22 protein-coding genes are annotated in these 19,834 nt (G+C 41.6%); all 22 read left to right on the top strand.

The genetic code is table 11. The features are described from left to right. A partial coding sequence (locus RYL77_RS07245) for a hypothetical protein (RefSeq protein ID WP_315010792.1) occupies nucleotides 1–185 on the top strand: 185 nt, incomplete at its 5' end. Nucleotides 186–293: 108 nt separating this feature from the next. Beyond that, nucleotides 294–716: a nucleoside-diphosphate kinase gene (gene ndk, locus RYL77_RS07240; protein ID WP_315010791.1), complete on the top strand. Its 423-nt coding sequence runs from the start codon at nucleotides 294–296 to the stop codon at nucleotides 714–716. Nucleotides 717–848: 132 nt separating this feature from the next. After that, a complete protein-coding gene (locus RYL77_RS07235; protein WP_315010790.1) occupies nucleotides 849–1,481 on the top strand; it encodes a competence protein in 633 nt (210 codons plus the stop codon). 95 nt (nucleotides 1,482–1,576) lie between these two features. After that, the gene (gene tsaE / locus RYL77_RS07230) at nucleotides 1,577–2,020 is read left to right on the top strand and encodes a tRNA (adenosine(37)-N6)-threonylcarbamoyltransferase complex ATPase subunit type 1 TsaE (protein ID WP_000288241.1); all 444 of its coding nucleotides are present in this window, start codon (nucleotides 1,577–1,579) and stop codon (nucleotides 2,018–2,020) included. Then, complete coding sequence (locus RYL77_RS07225) at nucleotides 2,010–2,528, top strand: GNAT family N-acetyltransferase (RefSeq protein ID WP_315010789.1); 519 nt, start codon at nucleotides 2,010–2,012, stop codon at nucleotides 2,526–2,528. Before tsaE ends, RYL77_RS07225 begins: the two co-directional genes overlap by 11 nt. Nucleotides 2,529–2,535: 7 nt before the next feature. Next, nucleotides 2,536–3,588, top strand: coding sequence for a biofilm formation/cell division transcriptional regulator BrpA (brpA, locus tag RYL77_RS07220; protein WP_315010788.1), 1,053 nt, complete (start codon nucleotides 2,536–2,538; stop codon nucleotides 3,586–3,588). Nucleotides 3,589–3,676: 88 nt separating this feature from the next. After that, nucleotides 3,677–4,933 (top strand): competence/damage-inducible protein A, encoded by a 1,257-nt coding sequence (locus tag RYL77_RS07215; RefSeq protein ID WP_315010787.1) that lies wholly within the window; start codon nucleotides 3,677–3,679, stop codon nucleotides 4,931–4,933. 54 nt (nucleotides 4,934–4,987) lie between these two features. After that, nucleotides 4,988–6,154: a recombinase RecA gene (recA, locus tag RYL77_RS07210; RefSeq protein ID WP_315010786.1), complete on the top strand. Its 1,167-nt coding sequence runs from the start codon at nucleotides 4,988–4,990 to the stop codon at nucleotides 6,152–6,154. Nucleotides 6,155–6,269: 115 nt separating this feature from the next. Beyond that, on the top strand, nucleotides 6,270–7,640 hold the full coding sequence (locus RYL77_RS07205; protein ID WP_315010785.1) for an MATE family efflux transporter: 1,371 nt from the start codon (nucleotides 6,270–6,272) through the stop codon (nucleotides 7,638–7,640). 96 nt (nucleotides 7,641–7,736) lie between these two features. Continuing rightward, entirely contained in the window at nucleotides 7,737–8,453 is a 717-nt protein-coding gene (locus RYL77_RS07200; RefSeq protein ID WP_000532883.1) for a YebC/PmpR family DNA-binding transcriptional regulator, read from the top strand. Between the two features lie 283 nt (nucleotides 8,454–8,736). Further along, on the top strand, nucleotides 8,737–9,198 hold the full coding sequence (locus RYL77_RS07195; protein ID WP_315010784.1) for a MarR family winged helix-turn-helix transcriptional regulator: 462 nt from the start codon (nucleotides 8,737–8,739) through the stop codon (nucleotides 9,196–9,198). Beyond that, nucleotides 9,182–10,951 carry an ABC transporter ATP-binding protein gene (locus RYL77_RS07190; protein ID WP_315010783.1) on the top strand — a complete coding sequence of 590 codons (1,770 nt, stop codon included), beginning with the start codon at nucleotides 9,182–9,184 and terminating at the stop codon, nucleotides 10,949–10,951. The genes RYL77_RS07195 and RYL77_RS07190 overlap by 17 nt, the downstream gene beginning before the upstream one ends. Next, complete coding sequence (locus RYL77_RS07185) at nucleotides 10,941–12,701, top strand: ABC transporter ATP-binding protein (protein WP_315010782.1); 1,761 nt, start codon at nucleotides 10,941–10,943, stop codon at nucleotides 12,699–12,701. The genes RYL77_RS07190 and RYL77_RS07185 overlap by 11 nt, the downstream gene beginning before the upstream one ends. Nucleotides 12,702–12,766: 65 nt before the next feature. Further along, nucleotides 12,767–13,150: a DUF2200 family protein gene (locus RYL77_RS07180; protein ID WP_315010781.1), complete on the top strand. Its 384-nt coding sequence runs from the start codon at nucleotides 12,767–12,769 to the stop codon at nucleotides 13,148–13,150. Further along, nucleotides 13,125–13,628, top strand: a complete 504-nt coding sequence (locus RYL77_RS07175) for a phosphatase PAP2 family protein (protein WP_315010780.1) — start codon at nucleotides 13,125–13,127, stop codon at nucleotides 13,626–13,628. Before RYL77_RS07180 ends, RYL77_RS07175 begins: the two co-directional genes overlap by 26 nt. Nucleotides 13,629–13,741: 113 nt before the next feature. Beyond that, complete coding sequence (locus tag RYL77_RS07170) at nucleotides 13,742–14,188, top strand: LytTR family DNA-binding domain-containing protein (protein WP_315010779.1); 447 nt, start codon at nucleotides 13,742–13,744, stop codon at nucleotides 14,186–14,188. Between the two features lie 4 nt (nucleotides 14,189–14,192). Continuing rightward, nucleotides 14,193–14,867: a LiaF transmembrane domain-containing protein gene (locus RYL77_RS07165; protein WP_315010778.1), complete on the top strand. Its 675-nt coding sequence runs from the start codon at nucleotides 14,193–14,195 to the stop codon at nucleotides 14,865–14,867. Nucleotides 14,868–14,972: 105 nt separating this feature from the next. Continuing rightward, nucleotides 14,973–15,161: a 50S ribosomal protein L28 gene (gene rpmB / locus RYL77_RS07160; RefSeq protein ID WP_001140948.1), complete on the top strand. Its 189-nt coding sequence runs from the start codon at nucleotides 14,973–14,975 to the stop codon at nucleotides 15,159–15,161. A 154-nt stretch (nucleotides 15,162–15,315) separates the two neighbouring features. Beyond that, entirely contained in the window at nucleotides 15,316–15,681 is a 366-nt protein-coding gene (locus RYL77_RS07155) for an Asp23/Gls24 family envelope stress response protein (RefSeq protein ID WP_315010777.1), read from the top strand. A gap of 2 nt (nucleotides 15,682–15,683) precedes the next feature. Beyond that, nucleotides 15,684–17,351, top strand: coding sequence for a DAK2 domain-containing protein (locus RYL77_RS07150; protein WP_084890965.1), 1,668 nt, complete (start codon nucleotides 15,684–15,686; stop codon nucleotides 17,349–17,351). 199 nt (nucleotides 17,352–17,550) lie between these two features. Continuing rightward, nucleotides 17,551–19,251, top strand: coding sequence for an acetolactate synthase large subunit (locus RYL77_RS07145; protein WP_049539216.1), 1,701 nt, complete (start codon nucleotides 17,551–17,553; stop codon nucleotides 19,249–19,251). Next, entirely contained in the window at nucleotides 19,244–19,720 is a 477-nt protein-coding gene (gene ilvN, locus RYL77_RS07140) for an acetolactate synthase small subunit (RefSeq protein ID WP_001253803.1), read from the top strand. The genes RYL77_RS07145 and ilvN overlap by 8 nt, the downstream gene beginning before the upstream one ends. Nucleotides 19,721–19,834: the final 114 nt, after the last annotated feature.

Below are 19,834 nucleotides of genomic sequence, written 5' to 3'. Positions count from 1 at the left end.
AAAATGTTATCATCGGTAAGATCATCCCAGCGGGTACTGGTATGGCCCGTTACCGCAACCTGGAACCACATGCTATCAACGAAGAAGAATACCTTAATCCTCCAGTAGAGGAAGAAGGAAATGAAGAAACAACAGAAGCAGTTGTGGATACTGCCGTTGAAACTGTGGAAGAAACAGTAGAATAAAAGAGAATGAGAGAGCCTTAGGGTTCTCTTTCTCTTTTCTGAAAACTTTCTCCATTTTTCCATGAAATGTGGTAAAATAAAAGAAAGAAGCTGACAAAGGAGACGGGTATGGAACAAACATTTTTTATTATTAAACCAGACGGTGTAAAAAGAGGGCTAGTGGGTGAAGTGTTGAAACGCATCGAACAACGTGGGTTTACAATCGAAAAATTGGAGTTGCGTACAAAGGTTTCAGAAGGGTTAATTGACCAGCACTATCAGGACTTGGTTGGTCAAAGTTTTTACCCACCGATTCGTGAATTCATGACTTCAGGCCCAGTTCTTGTGGGTGTCATTTCAGGTACCAAAGTAATCGAAACTTGGCGGACTATGATGGGGGCAACTCGTCCAGAAGAAGCTTTACCAGGAACTATTCGAGGTGATTTTGCAAAAGCTGCTGGAGAAAATGAGGTTATCCAAAATGTTGTACATGGTTCAGATTCAGAAGAGTCAGCTAAGCGAGAAATTGTTCTTTGGTTTAAGGAAAAATAGCAAAAAGTTTGATGTAAGGGTTACTTGCATCAAACTTTTTTTGCGTTTTAGAGTAGAAAACTGACAGTTGAGAAATATTCTAGCAAAAGTGAGGATTTCTAGCATATAATAAGAGCAAGTAAGGGAGGGAAAATGATGGAAAGAATGAAAAAGCAAATTCAAGTTTTGTTATTGCTGACGGTTTTTGGACTTGGTGGCTGTTCTTGTTTAAGTTTATCGACTTGGTCCTTGATGTTAAATCAAAACTGCTTTTATTATTTAGTGGGTATGTTGCTACTTGCGAGTATTGGGGCAGGACTAAACTACTATAAAGGACAAAAAAATCAATATTATTCAGTTTTTAAAGAAGATAGCAAACAATTCTTGTATACTCTGTTGCTATTGGTAAATGTTTTAGGTTTAGCTTTAATTATCATAGAATATGTTCTTACGGGAGGGGCAACTGGTGAAGAGTTTGTGGAAGTCTTTCTACCGAGTTTCTTTTTCTTATTCGGTATTGATTTGTTAGTCTTTCTGCCGATTCAGAAGTATCTATATGGATTGAAAAAGATTTTGGGTAAAAAGCAAATCTGTTTTATCAGTGGACTAGCTATTTTAATCGTTCTCAAAAATCCTTGGTCAATATTATCCATGACATTTTATATTGCCTTGGGAATGTTTTTTCTAGGATTGTTGGTGCCAAAAGTCATTCGCTGGGAAGTTTCATTTTATAGCCACTTGATGAGAGATATATTATTAGTTCTCTTTTTACTGTTCCTATTTTAAAATCAGAATAAGAACCAGCCCAAGTCTCATAATTCATAATCTGGACTTCACAGATAATATCTCGACAAAGAATAACTTTTTGGTATAATAGAGGTATGTACACAAAAAATGAAGAAGAGCTACAAGCCTTAGGGGAACGCTTGGGTCATCTATTAGAAAAGAATGATGTTTTAATCTTAACTGGAGAGCTGGGTGCAGGTAAAACGACCTTTACAAAAGGCCTTGCTAAGGGATTACAGATTTCTCAGATGATTAAGAGTCCAACTTATACTATCGTGAGAGAGTATGAAGGTCGTCTTCCACTTTACCACCTAGATGTTTATCGTATCGAGGGGGATGCTGATTCTATTGATTTGGATGAGTTTCTCTTTGGTGGCGGGGTAACTGTTATTGAGTGGGGGAATCTTTTAGGTGATGCCTTACCAGATACTTATTTAGAATTGGAAATTCTAAAAGAAGAAGACGGTCGCAGATTAAACTTCCAAGCCAAGGGTTTGCGTGCAGAAAAACTCTTAGAGGAGCTTCAACATGGAGTATGAGTTGCTCATTAGAGAAGCAGAGCCTAAAGATGCAGCTGCCTTAGTATCATTTTTAAATCGTGTCAGTGTAGAAACAGACTTTACCAGTCTAGACAGGGATGGTATTTTGATGATAGATACTGAGATGGAGTTATTTTTGGATAAACAGGCTCACTCGGAAAATCAAATCACTTTACTGGCCTTACTGAATGATAAAATTGCTGGTATTGTAAATATTACGGCTGACCAGCGCCAGAGAGTTCGCCATATTGGAGATCTCTTCATTGTGATTGGAAAAAGATATTGGAATAATGGATTGGGAAGTTTTTTGCTAGAAGAAGCGATAGAGTGGGCACAAGCAAGTGGCATTCTGCGTCGTCTCCAACTGACTGTCCAAACTCGTAATCAAGCTGCAGTTCATCTTTATCAAAAGCATGGCTTTGTAATTGAAGGTCGCCAAGAGCGTGGAGCATATATAGAAGAAGGGAAATTTATCGATGTTTACTTGATGGGTAAACTGATAGATTAGTAGAAATATGGTTAAAAAAATTATTGGAATGGTGCTAGCTTTTCTAGCTGTGACAGTTTTGGGTGTGGGTGTCTTTGCTTATACCATTTATCAGCAAGGTACACAAACCTTATCAAAAACCTATAAAAAGATTGGGGAAGAAACCAAGGTTATCGAAGCAACTGAACCCATGACCATTCTGTTGATGGGAGTTGATACTGGGAATGTGGAACGTACGGATCAGTGGGCTGGAAATAGTGACAGTATGATTTTGCTGACCGTCAATCCTCACACAAAGAAAACCATGATGTTGAGTTTGGAACGTGATATCCTGACTAAAATTCAGCATAAAGATGGTCGTATTGAAGAAGCGAAGTTAAACGCTGCCTATGCTGGTGGTGGTGCGGAACTAGCTATCTCAACGATTCAACAGATGATGAATATCCATATCGATCGCTATATTATGGTCAACATGCAAGGATTGCAACAATTAGTCGATGCAGTAGGTGGCATTACCGTCAATAACACGCTAGGTTTCCCGATTTCTATCAGTGACCAAGAAGAATTTAACACCATTTCTATTGGCGTTGGAGAACAGAAAATAAATGGAGAGGAAGCGCTTGTTTATTCACGCATGCGATATCAAGATCCAGAAGGAGACTACGGACGTCAGAAGCGTCAGCGTGAAGTCATTCAAAAAGTTGTTGAAAAAGTTCTTAGTTTGGATAGTGTCAGTCACTATCAGTCTATCTTAAAAGCTCTAAGTACCAATATGCAGACTAATATTGATTTATCTGCAAAAAGTATTCCGAACTTGTTGGGTTATAAAGATTCATTTAAAACCATTGAATCACAACAGTTGAAGGGTGAGGGAGAGATGTTGCAAGGTATTTCTTACCAGATTGTTTCTAGAGAGCATATGTTGGAAATGCAGAATATATTGCGACGTTCTTTGGGACAAGAAGAAGTCACTCAGCTTGAAACAAATGTTGTCTTATTTGAAGATTTGTTTGGACGGGTACCTGTTGATAATGGGTATAATCAACAACAAGGTGTCTTTGTAACAAATGAAGTAGAATAGTTTGTTTTTTGATACAAATAAAAAATCAATCGTGGGAAATTTCCTGCGATTTTTTCAAAAAAATACGAATAGATAGGTAGGAGGAAACATGAAAGCAGAAATCATTGCTGTTGGAACAGAGATTTTGACAGGACAGATTGTCAATACCAATGCCCAGTTTTTATCGGAAAAACTAGCAGAAATTGGAGTAGACGTTTATTTTCAGACGGCTGTAGGAGACAATGAAGTTCGTCTCTTGTCTTTGCTTGAGATTGCTAGTCAACGTAGCAGTTTGGTGATTTTGACAGGTGGTTTGGGACCAACAAAGGATGACCTAACCAAACAAACTCTAGCCAAATTCTTAGGGAAAGAATTAGTTTTTGATTCTCAGGCACAGGCGAAGTTGGATGTCTTTTTTGCCCAGAGACCAGACTATGTCCGAACACCGAATAATGAAAGACAAGCCCAAATTGTAGAAGGAGCGACTCCGCTACCAAACAAAACAGGATTGGCTGTGGGAGGAATCTTAGAAGTCGAAGGAGTGACCTATGTCGTCCTTCCTGGTCCACCAAGTGAATTGAAACCCATGGTCTTAAACCAACTTCTACCCAAGTTGATGACAGGGAGCAAGCTGTATTCCCGAGTTCTTCGTTTCTTTGGGATTGGCGAAAGTCAGTTGGTGACCATTTTGGCTGATTTAATTGACAATCAAACAGATCCGACCTTGGCTCCTTATGCTAAGACAGGAGAGGTAACCCTGCGCCTGTCAACAAAGGCTAGCAGTCAAGAAGAAGCGAATCAAGCGCTGGATATTTTGGAAAATCAAATCTTAGATCGCCAGACCTTTGAAGGCCTTTCTTTGCGAGAACTTTGTTATGGCTATGGGGAAGAGTCCAGCTTGGCCAGTATTGTGGTAGAAGAACTGAAAAAACAAGGGAAAACCATCACGGCTGCAGAGAGTTTGACGGCAGGTCTTTTCCAAGCCAGGGTAGCGGATTTTTCGGGAGTTTCAGGTATATTTAAGGGTGGTTTTGTGACCTATAGCTTGGAGGAAAAATCAAAGATGTTGGATATTCCTGCCAAGGATTTGGAAGAACAGGGTGTGGTGTCTGAATTTACAGCTCAGAAGATGGCTGAGCAGGCACGAATCAAGACCCAGTCTGATTTTGGCCTTAGTTTGACTGGAGTAGCAGGACCAGATAGCCTAGAAGGGCACCCAGCTGGGACAGTTTACATAGGCTTGGCGCAAGAGCATGGAACTAAGGTCATCAAGGTAAATATTGGAGGCAGAAGTCGAGCAGATGTACGTCACATTGCGGTTATGCATGCCTTTAACCTAGTTCGCAAGGCTTTATTAAGTGACTAACTTTTGATATAATAGTAGATAGGTCTGAGGACCATTAGAATGTAGGAGAATAGAATGGCGAAAAAACCAAAAAAATTAGATGAAATTTCAAAAAAATTCGGGGCTGAACGTGAAAAAGCCTTGAATGACGCTCTTAAACTGATTGAGAAAGACTTTGGTAAAGGTTCAATCATGCGTTTGGGTGAACGTGCCGAGCAAAAGGTGCAAGTGATGAGCTCAGGTTCCTTGGCTCTTGATATTGCCCTTGGTTCAGGTGGTTATCCTAAGGGACGTATCATCGAAATCTATGGACCAGAGTCATCTGGTAAGACAACAGTTGCCCTTCATGCAGTTGCACAAGCGCAAAAAGAAGGTGGGATTGCAGCCTTTATCGATGCGGAGCATGCCCTTGATCCAGCTTATGCTGCGGCTCTTGGGGTCAACATTGACGAATTACTCTTGTCTCAACCAGACTCAGGAGAGCAAGGTCTTGAGATTGCAGGAAAATTGATTGACTCAGGTGCTGTAGATCTTGTCGTGGTCGACTCAGTTGCTGCCCTTGTACCTCGTGCGGAAATTGATGGAGATATCGGAGATAGCCACGTTGGTTTGCAGGCTCGTATGATGAGTCAGGCCATGCGTAAACTTGGTGCTTCTATCAATAAAACCAAAACAATTGCCATCTTTATCAACCAATTGCGTGAAAAAGTTGGGGTCATGTTTGGAAATCCAGAAACAACTCCTGGTGGACGTGCTCTGAAATTCTACGCATCAGTGCGTTTGGATGTTCGTGGAAGCACACAAATCAAGGGAACTGGTGACCAAAAAGATACCAATGTCGGTAAAGAAACTAAAATCAAGGTCGTGAAAAACAAGGTAGCTCCACCATTTAAGGAAGCCTTCGTTGAAATCATGTACGGAGAAGGGATTTCTAAGACCGGTGAGCTTTTGAAGATTGCAAGCGATTTGGATATCATCAAAAAAGCAGGAGCTTGGTATTCTTACAAGGATGAGAAAATCGGGCAAGGTTCTGAAAATGCTAAGAAATATTTGGCAGATCACCCAGAAATCTTTGATGAAATTGACCATCAAGTCCGTGTTCAATTTGGTTTGATTGATGGAGAAGAAGCTTCTGCAGAAGGTGTTGAAACTACAAAAGATGAAGCAGTTCAAGCAGATTCTGTGAATGAAGAAGTCACACTTGACCTAGGCGACGAACTTGAAATCGAAATTGAAGAATAAGCTGTTAAAGCAGTGGAGGAAATCCGCTGCTTTTTCGTTGTCTTTTTCTGGTTTTCAGCTCACGCATAGTTTGCTGTTTCTTGTCGCTCCTCTAGAAAGCTGATATAATAGCCTTATGAATAAAAAACGAACAGTGGACCTGATACATGGTCCTATTCTTCCCTCGCTTGTGAGTTTTGCCTTTCCAATCTTGCTGTCCAATATTTTCCAACAGCTCTATAACACTGCTGATGTCTTGATTGTTGGACGTTTTCTTGGACAAGATTCTTTGGCTGCGGTTGGGGCAACAACTGCCATTTTTGACTTGATTATAGGCTTTACACTTGGTGTTGGTAATGGGATGGGGATTGTCATTGCCCGTTATTATGGGGCTCGAAATTTTACTAAAATCAAGGAAGCGGTAGCAGCCACCTGGATTTTAGGTGCTCTTTTGAGTGTTGTGATTATGTTGCTGGGCTTTCTTGGTTTGTATCCTCTCTTGCAATACCTAGATACCCCTGCTGAAATCCTCCCTCAGTCCTATCAATATATTTCTATGATTGTGACCTGTGTTGGTGTCAGCTTTGCCTATAACCTCTTTGCAGGTTTGTTGCGGTCTATTGGGGACAGTCTAGCAGCCCTTGGCTTTCTGATTTTCTCTGCCTTGGTCAATGTGGTTCTGGATCTCTATTTCATTACGCAACTGCATCTGGGAGTCCAATCTGCGGGCCTTGCTACTATTATTTCGCAAGGCTTATCAGCGGTTCTCTGCTTTTACTATATTCGTAAGAGGGTGCCAGAACTTTTGCCTCAGTTTAAGCATTTCAAATGGAATAAGGCCTTATACGCTGATCTCTTGGAGCAAGGTTTGGCTATGGGCTTGATGAGTTCCATTGTGTCCATCGGTAGTGTGATTTTACAGTCTTCTGTTAATACCTTTGGTGCCGTAATTATCAGTGCCCAGACGGCGGCTCGACGCATTATGGCCTTTGCCCTTCTTCCTATGACCGCTATTTCTGCCTCGATGACGACCTTTGCTTCGCAGAATCTTGGTGCCAAGCGACCAAACCGCATTGTTCAAGGCCTTCGAATCGGCAGTCGTTTAAGCATGTCCTGGGCAGTTTTTGTTTGTGTCTTCCTCTTTTTTGCCAGTCCCACCTTGGTTTCCTTCTTGGCCAGTTCGACGGATGGATACCTGGTAGAAAATGGTAGTCTCTATCTGCAAATCAGCTCAGCCTTTTATCCTATTTTGAGTCTCTTGTTGATTTATCGCAATTGTTTGCAGGGTTTGGGGAAAAAAGTCCTTCCGCTGGTTTCTAGCTTTATAGAACTAATCGGGAAAATCGCTTTTGTAGTCTTGATTATCCCTTGGGCGGGCTATAGGGGAGTTATCCTTTGTGAACCCCTTATCTGGGTTGCCATGACCATCCAACTGTACTTTTCGCTTTTCCGTCACCCCTTGATAAAAGAAGGCAAGGCTATCTTGGCAACAAAAGTGTCATCCTAGCTTGATTTACTGAATAAAATCCATTTCCTCTAGTGAAAATCGAAAAAACTTGTGTTATAATAAGAAAGATTAAAATGTGAAAAAAGGAGATTCCTAATGGGACGTAAATGGGCCAATATCGTAGCCAAGAAAACGGCTAAAGATGGAGCTAACTCTAAAGTATATGCAAAATTTGGTGTAGAAATCTATGTAGCAGCTAAAAAAGGTGATCCAGACCCAGAATCAAACTCAGCTTTGAAATTCGTTATCGACCGTGCTAAACAAGCCCAAGTGCCAAAACACGTTATCGATAAAGCTTTGGACAAGGCTAAAGGAAACACAGACGAAACCTTTACAGAAGGACGTTACGAAGGTTTTGGACCAAATGGTTCTATGCTGATCGTGGATACTTTGACTTCAAACGTTAACCGTACAGCGGCTAATGTCCGTGCGGCTTTTGGTAAAAACGGCGGAAACATGGGCGCTTCAGGTTCTGTTTCTTACCTCTTTGACAACAAAGGTGTTATTGTATTTGCAGGTGAAGATGCGGACGCAGTCTTTGAGCAATTGCTAGAAGCAGATGTGGATGTGGATGATGTAGAAGCAGAAGAAGGTACAATCACAGTTTACACAGCTCCAACTGACCTTCATAAGGCTATCGTTGCCCTCCGTGAGTCAGGTGTCGAAGAATTCCAAGTGACTGAATTGGAAATGATTCCTCAGTCAGAAGTGGAATTGTCAGGCGATGACCTTGAAACCTTTGAAAAACTTTACAGCGTTCTTGAAGACGACGAAGACGTCCAAAAAATCTACACAAACGTAGATGGATTCTAATTTAATACTCAATGAAAATCAAAAAGCAAACTAGGAAGCTAGCCACAGACAGTACTTGAGTACGGCAAGGCGAAGCTGACGTGGTTTGAATTTGATTTTCGAAAAGTATAACCTAGAGAACATGATCCTAAGTGAGAAGCTCACTTGGGATTTTTTTAATCAAGAAAATAGTTCTCTAGAAAACTTTTTTCTTGACATCTCTTTTCAAAGTGGTAAAATAGTTCTCATAAAAACTTAATTAGTTCCCAGGAGAACTAAATATAATGATTTGAAAGGAATCAGTATGGATAAACCGATGTTGGTCTTTAAGCGTTTTGGTCATCAGATTCACCTGATGGTGCAAAAGGAAGCCAAGCGTTGTGGTATTGAATTTATGGGTGGGCCTCAAGGTCAGGTTCTGCGTTTTTTAGATCAGTGTGAACAAAAAGAGAAACTGGTCTTGATTAAAGATATCGAGCAGGAACTCAATATTACCAAGTCTGTGGCGAGTAATCTAGTCAAGCGTATGGTGCAAAATGGTTTGGTGGAATTGGAGGCGAGTCCTGTCGATAAGCGGGCTAAGTTTGTTCGTCTGACGGACAAATCGCGTTCTCAAATGAAGCAGATTAAAGCCTTCTTTGAACGCATTGATAACCAGTTGATGGCAGACATTGATGAAGATGAATTACTGATTTTTGAGAAAGTCCTCAATCAACTACAGGAAAATATCAAGAGAATAGGAGGAGATAATGAAGAAATTAGCTAAACGAATTAGTAGAAAAGAATGGGGGATGATTTTACTAGCCATTCTCTTTACCTGCTTTTCGGTCTATCTAGAGTTAGAAGTGCCGACCTATATCTCGAAAATTACGGATTTACTAGGAAGTCAAAGAACCAATTTAGATGAGTTATGGCTACCTGCAGGTATGATGGTAGGAATGTCCTTTTTTGCCTTCTTGTCCGCAGTCGCAGTTGGATTTTTTGCATCCAGAGTGGCTGCTTCTTACACTAGTAGGCTGAGAAGTGATATTTTTAACCGAGTTTTGGATTACTCGCAGATAGAGATTAAGAAATTCTCTATTCCTAGTCTCTTAACGCGTACCACTAATGATATTACCCAAGTTCAGATGTTGATTACCATGGGCTTGCAAGTGGTGACGCGTGGTCCGATTATGGCCATCTGGGCTATCGGGAAGATTTTAGGTCATTCAGAATACTGGCTCTGGGCGGTTCTTGTGGCAGTGATTGTCAATGTTTTGATGACAACCGTTTTGATGACGCTAGCCTTTCCAAAACAGTCCTTGATTCAAAGTCTGACTGATAAACTGAATAGTATCACTCGTGAGAGTTTAACAGGTATTCGCGTTGTTCGTGCCTACAATGCTGAAAAGTACCAAGATGAAAAATTTGCAGCAGCAAATGATGAATTGACCCGTTTGAATTTGTTTGTAAACCGTCTTATGGCTATTTTGAATCCCATCATGATGGGGATTTCAAGTGGTTTGAGTGTGGCAATTTATTGGATTGGGGCCTATGTGATCAACGATGCTGCTCCGACAGCGCGTCTGCCTCTCTTTAGTGACATGGTTGTTTTCATGTCTTATGCCATGCAGGTTGTTATGGGCTTCCTTCTCATGGGGGCGCTCTTCATCGTTCTTCCCCGAACTATGGTCTCTGCTAAGCGGATTAATCAGGTTCTAGATTTGCATTCTTCTATCCAAAATCCTGCTCAAGTGCAGTTGGCTGATGAAAATCTTAAAGGTCAGGTCGAATTTAAGGATGTGACTTTCCGCTATGCGGCAAATTCGGAGGCGGTTGTTGAACATGTTAGCTTTAAAGCAGAAGCTGGTCAAACAGTGGCCTTTATAGGATCAACAGGTTCAGGTAAATCAACTCTAGTCAATCTAATTCCACGCTTTTACGATGTATCATCAGGAGAAATTCTAGTGGACGGAGTTAATGTTCAAGATTACGGTTTGGAAGATTTGCGTAATAAGGTTGGTTATATTCCACAAAAAGCTGTACTCTTTTCTGGGGATGTCAAGAGCAATCTAGACTTTGGACGCAGTCAAGAAACACCGCTTAGTGAGGAGGCTATGTGGCAAGCCTTGGAATTGGCCCAGTCTAAGAACTTTATAGAAGACAAGGAAGCGGGCTTAGAGTCAGAAGTAGCCCAAGGAGGAACCAACTTCTCAGGTGGACAAAGACAGCGTCTGGCCATTGCACGTGCCTTGGCTCGGAAGCCAGAACTCCTCATCTTTGATGACTCCTTCTCAGCCTTGGACTACAAGACAGACCGTGTCCTACGCCAAGAGCTAGCAGAGAAAACCAAGTCTATGACCAAGCTTATCGTCGCACAGCGTATTTCAACGATTATGGATGCAGATTTGATTTTGGTCTTGGATCAAGGTAAAGTCGTGGGACAAGGCACCCACAAGGAACTTCTAGCTAATAACGAAGTTTACCAAGAAATTGCCTATTCACAATTATCGAAGGAGGAATTGGAACATGGAAAATAAAAAACTGTCGCTCTGGCAACAGAGTAAACCCTACCTTGCAGGTCTCCAGTTTGCCCTTCTGATCGCCTTTCTAGCAACAATCTTATCCAATATCATTACTGTATATGGTCCAACTCGTATCAAGGAAATGACCAATATTATTGCCAGTGGTCTAGAAACAAGTGTGGATGTCGCTGCGGTTGCAGCCATTGGTGGTTTTTTGGCCGTTATCTATGTGATTGGACTCCTATCAAATTATTTGCAGGCTTTTCTGTTTACAACAGCTATTCAACGTTTTTCAGAACGTTTGAGAAGAGCGATTGCAGAGAAAATTAATCGTCTTCCATTAGGGTATTTTGATGGACATTCTCAAGGAGATACCTTGTCTCGTGTGACTAATGATGTTGACACTGCAGCCCAGTCCCTCAATCAAAGTCTGGGAACGGTTCTTTCATCCACTTTACTGGTCGTGGCAGTCTTGGTAACCATGTTTGGAATGAACTGGATTTTAGCCTTAGTGACGGTTGTTTCAACCCTTATCGGTTTTGCTTTCGTGTCCATCTTTATGGGCAAATCGCAGGGCTTCTTTAAGAGTCAGCAACAGGATTTGGCGGCTGTAAATGGTTATGTGGAGGAAATGTACTCTGGCCATAATGTGGTGACTAGTTACAATGCTATCGAGAGTACGAAAGAAGAATTTGCGACATTAAACCATCGTCTATATGATAGTATCTGGAAATCTCAATTTATTTCTGGGATTATGATGCCGATTATGATGTTTATTGGGAACTTTAGCTATGCTCTAGTGATTATCGTCGGTGCAGCCTTAGCCTTAAATGGGCAGATTAGTATCGGGATTATCGTTGCCTTTATGGCTTACGTGCGTATCTTTTCTCAGCCCCTTTCGCAAATTGCTCAAGGGATTACTAGTTTGCAGCAGGCTAGCGCAGCCATGGGACGTGTCTTTGAATTTTTAGCTGAAGAGGAAATGGAAGATGAATCTCATAAAGAAAGACAACTGAGTGATATGAAAGGTCAAGTGGTCTTTGATCGAGTTTCCTTTGGTTACACACCAGAGCGAACCATTATTCATGACTTTTCTGCGACCGCTCATGCAGGTCAAAAGGTTGCCATTGTCGGACCGACCGGAGCTGGTAAGACAACCATTGTCAATCTTTTGATGAAGTTCTATGAGATTGATAAGGGAAGTATCCGCATTGATGGTGTGGATACCAAGGAGATGAAGCGTTCGGAAGTACACGATGCCTTTTCAATGGTCTTGCAGGACACTTGGCTCTTTGAAGGAACTATTCGCGACAATCTTATCTATAACCAGGAGGGAATTAGTGATGAGCGTGTGATTGAAGCCAGCAAGGCTGTGGGAATTCACCACTTTATCATGACCCTACCAGATGGTTACGATACCGTCTTGGACGATACGGTAACCTTGTCTATCGGGCAAAAACAACTCTTGACCATTGCTCGTGCTTTGCTAAAAGATGCGCCACTCCTAATCCTAGATGAGGCGACTTCTTCGGTTGATACCCGTACAGAAGAATTAATCCAGAAAGCCATGGACCGATTGATGGAGGGAAGAACTTCCTTTGTCATCGCCCACCGCTTGTCAACTATCCGAAATGCTGATTTGATTCTTGTCATGAAAGATGGAAATATCATCGAGCAAGGCAATCATGATGAGCTGATGGCACAAGGAGGCTTCTATGCTGATCTCTATAACAGTCAATTTACAGAAGACGAAGTAGAAGAATAAACCCAAAGAAGGCTTGACGGCCTTCTTTTTCTTATTTATACTAGAATACATAGAAAGAGAGAAGTATGAGTCAGAAATTATACAATATGAAATTTGCTGCGGTCTATCTAGCCTTGGTTGCAAAGGTCGAGCGAAAGGGTGGAAGGGTAGAGTCAGTTCACCAAGTGACCAGTTGGTTGACAGGGTATGAAGTGTGTGACATCCTCGCTTGTCTGGATAGAGATGTTACCTATGGAGATTTTTTTCGACAAGCACCATATTATGTTCCTGAACGAATTGCGATTACAGGGAAGATTTGCGGTGTCTGTATTGAGGAAATTGATGTTCCTCTGATGCAGGAAATACGTCGCTTGGACAAATTAGTAGATTGGCTTGCCAAGGGGAAAACATCTCAACAAGTTCTAGAAAAGTATGAGAAAATATATGAAAAATTATCAAGAATGGTATGACCACATCGCTGGTAATATTGAAAATCAGCCCTTTCTTCTGAGCTTGTTAAGAGCTTTCAATCGCTTCATGACAGTAGTTATGCCTATGATTTATCTAACCTTGTTAGCAACTACCTATCTCCAACAAGGACTTGGTAAACAGGTCGGGATCTATTTGTTTATTCCAGCGTCAGGTTTTGTGATTTTGTCCTTTCTTCGTAAGAAAATCAATGCCCCTAGGCCTTATGAGGAATGGGATATTAAACCCTTACTTGACAGAGATAGTCCTGGTCAGTCTATGCCTAGTCGTCATGTCTTTTCAGCAACCATTATCTCCATGGCTTGCTTACATGCTAGTTTATCTGTAGGGGTTATCTTGTTGGTCTTGTCAGCCCTCCTCGGTCTCGTGAGATTCTCAGGTGGCGTGCATTATCCCAAGGATGTAGTAGTTGGTTATATTTGTGGTCTTGCGTGGGGTGTGATTTTCTTTCTATGTTGACCTGTAAGTTAGGGTAGCCTTACAACCACTTACGTACCTAAAGTAACCACTTGCTTTTTTGCTCTTGTTTTCTTATTTTAGCTTTGATATAGTAGAGTCAGAAAGGAGATGGAATGAAGTTACGAATCGAAATTGACAGCAATTTAGAGGAAACTGAAATTATCATCAAGGCAGCGGCTTTGACAGATGAGATTGCGGATTTACAGCGGCTCTTGCAAGAGTCCAAGTCTCCTCGGTTGATTTTTTACAAGGGGACGGGTGAATATTATCTGGACTTGTCGGAAATTCTCTTCTTTGAGACGGAAGGTAGCAAGATTTATGCCCATACCCATAAAGATGCCTACGAAGTTCGGCTCAAACTCTATGAGTTAGAGTCTATCCTTCCTCGCTATTTTAGTCGGGTATCCAAGTCAACTATCGCTAATATTCGGCAAATCTATTCGGTGGACAAGTCCTTTTCAGGAACGGGCACCATTTCCTTTTATCAGACCCATAAGGAGGTTCATGTCTCACGACATTACCAATCCCTCCTAAAAGAAAATCTAAGAAACATGAGGTAAGAAGATGAAAAAGAAAGCATTTGGTATTGTATTGCTTGTTTTGGCGGCTTTAGTATTATTGCAGGGGAATTTTGGAATCCCTTCTCTGGGGGGGCAAATTTGGCCCTTGATTGGTATTGCTTTTTTTGCCTACCAATCAGTCGGAGCTTTGTTGCGTCGCCACTTAACTTCAGCCTCTTTTACAGCTCTAGTAGCCTTAATGATTGCTAACCACTTTTATGATATTTTACCGATTCCAAATCAGTCACTATTCTGGGCTAGTATTTTAATCGTACTGGGTGTCAACGCACTTACTCATTCTAACAGAACTTGGAATGGGAAAAAATGGTGGTATGATGGTAAAAAGACCATTCTTACAGATAAGGAAGTCGCTTTTGGGACTGGGACTTTCTACAAGCAAGAGCAAGAATTGGTAGAGGATCAAGTAGAAGTTGGTTTTGGCAATGCCAAGATTTATTATGACAATGCAGAGATGTTGGGAGATAGCGCAACCTTGAAGATAGAAGTCGGTTTTGGGAATGCAGTTATCTATGTTCCTCAACATTGGGGAGTTGATTTAAAGGTAGAAACTTTCTGTGGCGTAGCCAAGGCAGATACTTCTCTAGCCCCAACCAGCAAAACCTTGATTATCCGTGGAGATGTGGCCTTTGGGAAGTTGGGAATTGTCTACGTTAAATAAAAAAATCTTCCAATTCCCTTGCAAAAATGAAGAAAGTGTGATAACATAGTACGGTATGTGGTGCTAGCACATCCGCTATATTAGATCTAATAGGAGGAAAACACAATGGCTAAAGTATGTTACTTTACAGGTCGTAAGACTGTATCAGGAAACAACCGTTCACACGCGATGAACCAAACAAAACGTGCCGTAAAACCAAACCTTCAAAAAGTTACTGTTCTTATCGATGGTAAACCTAAAAAAGTTTGGGCTTCAGCTCGTGCTTTGAAATCAGGTAAAGTTGAACGCGTTTAATAATAAAAGTAAGGAGACCTTAGGGTCTTTTTTCTTTTGTTGTGGGTATAAAATTATTTGAAAACGGAGTAAATATCCGCCGATACAGTATTCTGCTTTTACACTTGGGCTGAAATATGATAAAATAGAGTATCAACTAGTTGAGGTAAAAAGGATGACTGTAAAAATTAATACAAAAGATGGTCAAATCGAACTAACAGATGAAGTGATTGCAACCGTCGTAGGTGGAGCAGCAACTGAGATTTTTGGTGTGGTCGGTATGGCTAGTAAAAATGCCCTCAAAGATAATTTCCAAGCCCTTCTAGGTAAGGAAAACTATTCCAAAGGTGTCGTCGTAAAATCGGCCGAAGATGGCAGTATTGCAGTTGATGTATATACCGTGTTGAGCTACGGAACAAAGATTAGCGAAGTGTCGAAAAACATTCAAGAGCGTGTTCGTTTTAGTTTGGAAAACCAGCTTGGAATTACTGCTCAGACTGTAAATGTCTACATTCAAAATATCAAAGTTGTAGGAGAATAACCGTGTCAAAAATTACTACTAGCTTATTTCAAGAAATGGTGCAGGCTGCATCAACTCGCTTGAATAAGCAAGCTGAATATGTCAATTCATTAAACGTCTTTCCAGTTCCAGATGGAGATACTGGAACAAACATGGGAATGACCATTGAAAATGGTGCTAAAGAAGTTGCAGACAAGCCAGCTTCTACTGTTGGAGAGGTGGCGAGCATTCTTGCCAAAGGTCTTTTGATGGGTGCGCGTGGAAACTCAGGCGTTATTACGTCTCAGCTTTTCCGTGGATTTTCACAAGCCATCAAGGATAAAGACGAGTTAACAGGTCAAGACTTGGCTCTTGCCTTCCAATCAGGTGTGGAAGTTGCCTACAAGGCAGTGATGAAGCCAGTTGAAGGAACGATTTTGACAGTTTCTCGTGGGGCTGCTATCGGTGCTAAGAAAAAAGCTGAGCAGACAGATGACGCTGTTGAAGTCATGCGTGCAGCCTTAGAAGGTGCTAAAACCGCTCTAGCTAAAACGCCAGATATGCTTCCAGTCTTGAAGGAAGTTGGCGTTGTGGATTCAGGTGGTCAAGGACTGGTCTTCATCTACGAAGGTTTCCTTTCAGCCCTTACTGGCGAATATATTGCATCTGAGGACTTTGTAGCCACTCCTGCTAACATGAGTGAGATGATCAATGCAGAGCACCACAAGTCTGTAGCTGGTCACGTAGCGACTGAGGACATCACCTTTGGTTACTGTACTGAAATCATGGTAGCTCTTAAGCAAGGCCCAACCTATGCCAAAGATTTTGACTACGACGAATTCCGTAACTACTTGAATGAACTCGGGGATTCTCTCCTTGTTGTCAATGATGATGAAATTGTCAAAGTCCATGTCCATACAGAAGATCCAGGACTTGTTATGCAAGAAGGTCTCAAATATGGTAGCTTGGTCAAGGTAAAAGTTGACAATATGCGTAACCAACACGAAGCACAGGTTGAAAAAGAAGCTGCCCAAGTTAGCAAGCCAGCTGAAGAAAAAGAGTATGCTTTGATTGCTGTGGTGGCTGGTAAAGGTCTAGCAGATATCTTCCGTTCTCAAGGTGTGGATTATGTTATCGAAGGCGGTCAAACCATGAACCCTTCAACAGAAGACTTTATCAAGGCTGTTGAACAGGTCAACGCTCGTAACATCATCTTCCTGCCAAACAACAAAAACATCTTCATGGCAGCTCAATCTGCAGCAGAAGTTTTGGAGCAACCAGCAGTAGTGGTAGAGGCTCGTACTCTTCCTCAAGGTTTGACAAGTCTTCTTGCCTTTGATCCAAGCAAGTCTATCGAAGAAAACCAAGAGCGTATGACTGTAGCTCTTAGCGATGTCGTTAGCGGAAGCGTCACAACAGCTGTGCGTGATACAACCATTGATGGCTTAGAAATCCATGAAAATGATAATCTTGGTATGGTCGATGGGAAAATTCTCGTGTCAAACCCTGACATGCACCAAACCTTGACAGAAACCTTGAAACATATGTTGGATGAAGATAGTGAAATCGTAACCTTCTATGTCGGTGAAGACGGAAGCGAAGAACTTGCAAATGAAATTGCTCAAGAAATCGCAGAAGAATTCGAAGACGTTGAAGTTGAGATTCACCAAGGCCAACAACCTGTTTACCCATACCTATTTAGTGTGGAATAAGATGAATGAAGGACTGAAAAATCAGTTCTTCTTTCTTTTTGAATAATAAAATCGCTATCTTTTAAATAAAAACAAAAAGAATATTCATAAATAAACGTTAAAATAGAAAATTCAGAAAATTTCTTCTTTTCTCTTGAAAAATCTTGAAAAAATGGTATGATAGTAACAAGTTATTTTTAAGTGAAGAGAAAGGGGAACAATGGAGAAAATCAGTTTAGAATCTCCTAAGACGGGGTCGGACCTAGTTTTGGAAACACTTCGTGATTTAGGAATTGATACCATCTTTGGTTATCCTGGTGGTGCGGTCTTGCCTTTTTATGATGCGATATATAATTTTAAAGGCATTCGCCACATTCTAGGACGCCATGAGCAAGGTTGTTTGCATGAAGCTGAAGGTTATGCCAAATCAACTGGAAAGTTGGGTGTTGCCGTCGTCACTAGTGGACCAGGAGCAACAAATGCCATTACAGGGATTGCAGATGCCATGAGCGATAGCGTTCCCCTTTTGGTCTTTACAGGTCAGGTGGCGCGAGCAGGGATTGGGAAGGATGCCTTTCAGGAGGCAGACATCGTGGGAATTACCATGCCAATCACTAAGTACAATTACCAAGTTCGTGAGACAGCTGATATTCCTCGTATCATTACGGAAGCTGTCCATATCGCAACTACAGGCCGTCCAGGGCCAGTCGTCATTGACCTACCTAAAGACGTATCTGCTTTAGAAACAGACTTCATTTATTCACCAGAAGTGAACCTACCAAGCTATCAGCCGACTCTTGAGCCTAATGATATGCAAATTAAGAAAATCTTGAAGCAATTATCTAAGGCTAAAAAACCAGTCTTGCTAGCTGGTGGCGGAATTAGTTATGCTGAAGCAGCTGCGGAACTAAATGAATTTGCAGAGCGCTATCAAATTCCAGTGGTAACCAGTCTTTTGGGGCAAGGCACGATTGCAACAACTCATCCGCTCTTTCTTGGAATGGGAGGTATGCACGGGTCGTTCGCAGCTAATATTGCCATGACGGAAGCTGACTTTATGATTAGTATTGGTTGCCGTTTCGATGACCGCTTGACAGGGAATCCTAAGACCTTCGCTAAGAATGCCAAGGTTGCTCACATTGATATTGACCCAGCTGAGATTGGCAAGATTATCAGTGCAGATATTCCTGTAGTTGGAGATGCTAAGAAAGCCTTGCAAATGTTGCTGGCCGAACCAACAGTTCATAACAATACTGAAAAATGGATTGAGAAAGTTACTAAAGACAAGAACCGTGTTCGTTCTTATGACAAGAAAGAACGTGTGGTTCAACCGCAAGCCGTTATTGAACGCATTGGTGAATTGACGAACGGTGATGCCATTGTGGTAACAGACGTTGGTCAACACCAAATGTGGACAGCCCAGTATTATCCATACCAAAATGAGCGTCAGTTAGTGACTTCAGGTGGTTTAGGAACAATGGGATTCGGAATTCCAGCAGCAATCGGTGCTAAAATTGCCAACCCAGATAAGGAAGTAGTCTTGTTTGTTGGGGATGGTGGTTTCCAAATGACTAACCAGGAATTGGCTATTTTGAACATTTACAAGGTGCCAATCAAGGTGGTTATGCTGAACAACCACTCACTTGGAATGGTCCGTCAGTGGCAGGAATCCTTCTATGAAGGTAGAACATCTGAGTCAGTCTTTGATACCCTTCCTGATTTCCAATTGATGGCACAAGCTTACGGTATTAAAAACTATAAGTTTGACAATCCTGAGACCTTGGCTCAAGACCTTGAAGTCATCACTGAGGATGTTCCTATGCTAATCGAGGTAGATATTTCTCGTAAGGAACAGGTGTTACCAATGGTACCAGCTGGTAAGAGTAATCATGAGATGTTGGGGGTGAAGTTCCATGCGTAGAATGTTAACAGCAAAACTACAAAATCGTTCAGGAGTCCTCAATCGCTTTACCGGTGTCCTGTCTCGCCGTCAGGTTAATATCGAAAGCATCTCTGTTGGAGCAACAGAAGATCCGAATGTATCGCGCATCACTATAATTATTGATGTAGCTTCACATGATGAAGTGGAGCAAATCATCAAGCAGCTCAATCGTCAAATTGATGTGATTCGCATTCGAGATATTACAGACAAGCCTCATTTGGAGCGCGAGGTGATTTTGGTTAAGATGTCAGCGCCAGCTGAGAAGCGAGCTGAGATTTTAGCCATTATTCAACCTTTCCGTGCAACAGTGGTAGACGTAGCGCCAAGCTCGATTACCATTCAGATGACAGGAAATGCTGAAAAGAGTGAAGCTCTATTGCGAGTCATTCGACCATACGGTATTCGCAATATTGCTCGTACGGGTGCAACTGGATTTACCCGCGACTAATACTCTTCGAAAATCAAATTCAAACCACGTCAGCTTCGCCTTGCCGTACTCAAGTACAGCCTGCGGCTAGCTTCCTAGTTTGCTCTTTGATTTTCATTGAGTATAAAAATCCAA

Source organism: uncultured Streptococcus sp., from assembly GCF_963516515.1.
GTDB lineage: Bacteria > Bacillota > Bacilli > Lactobacillales > Streptococcaceae > Streptococcus.
This window is presented reverse-complemented; position numbering and strand designations above follow the sequence as displayed.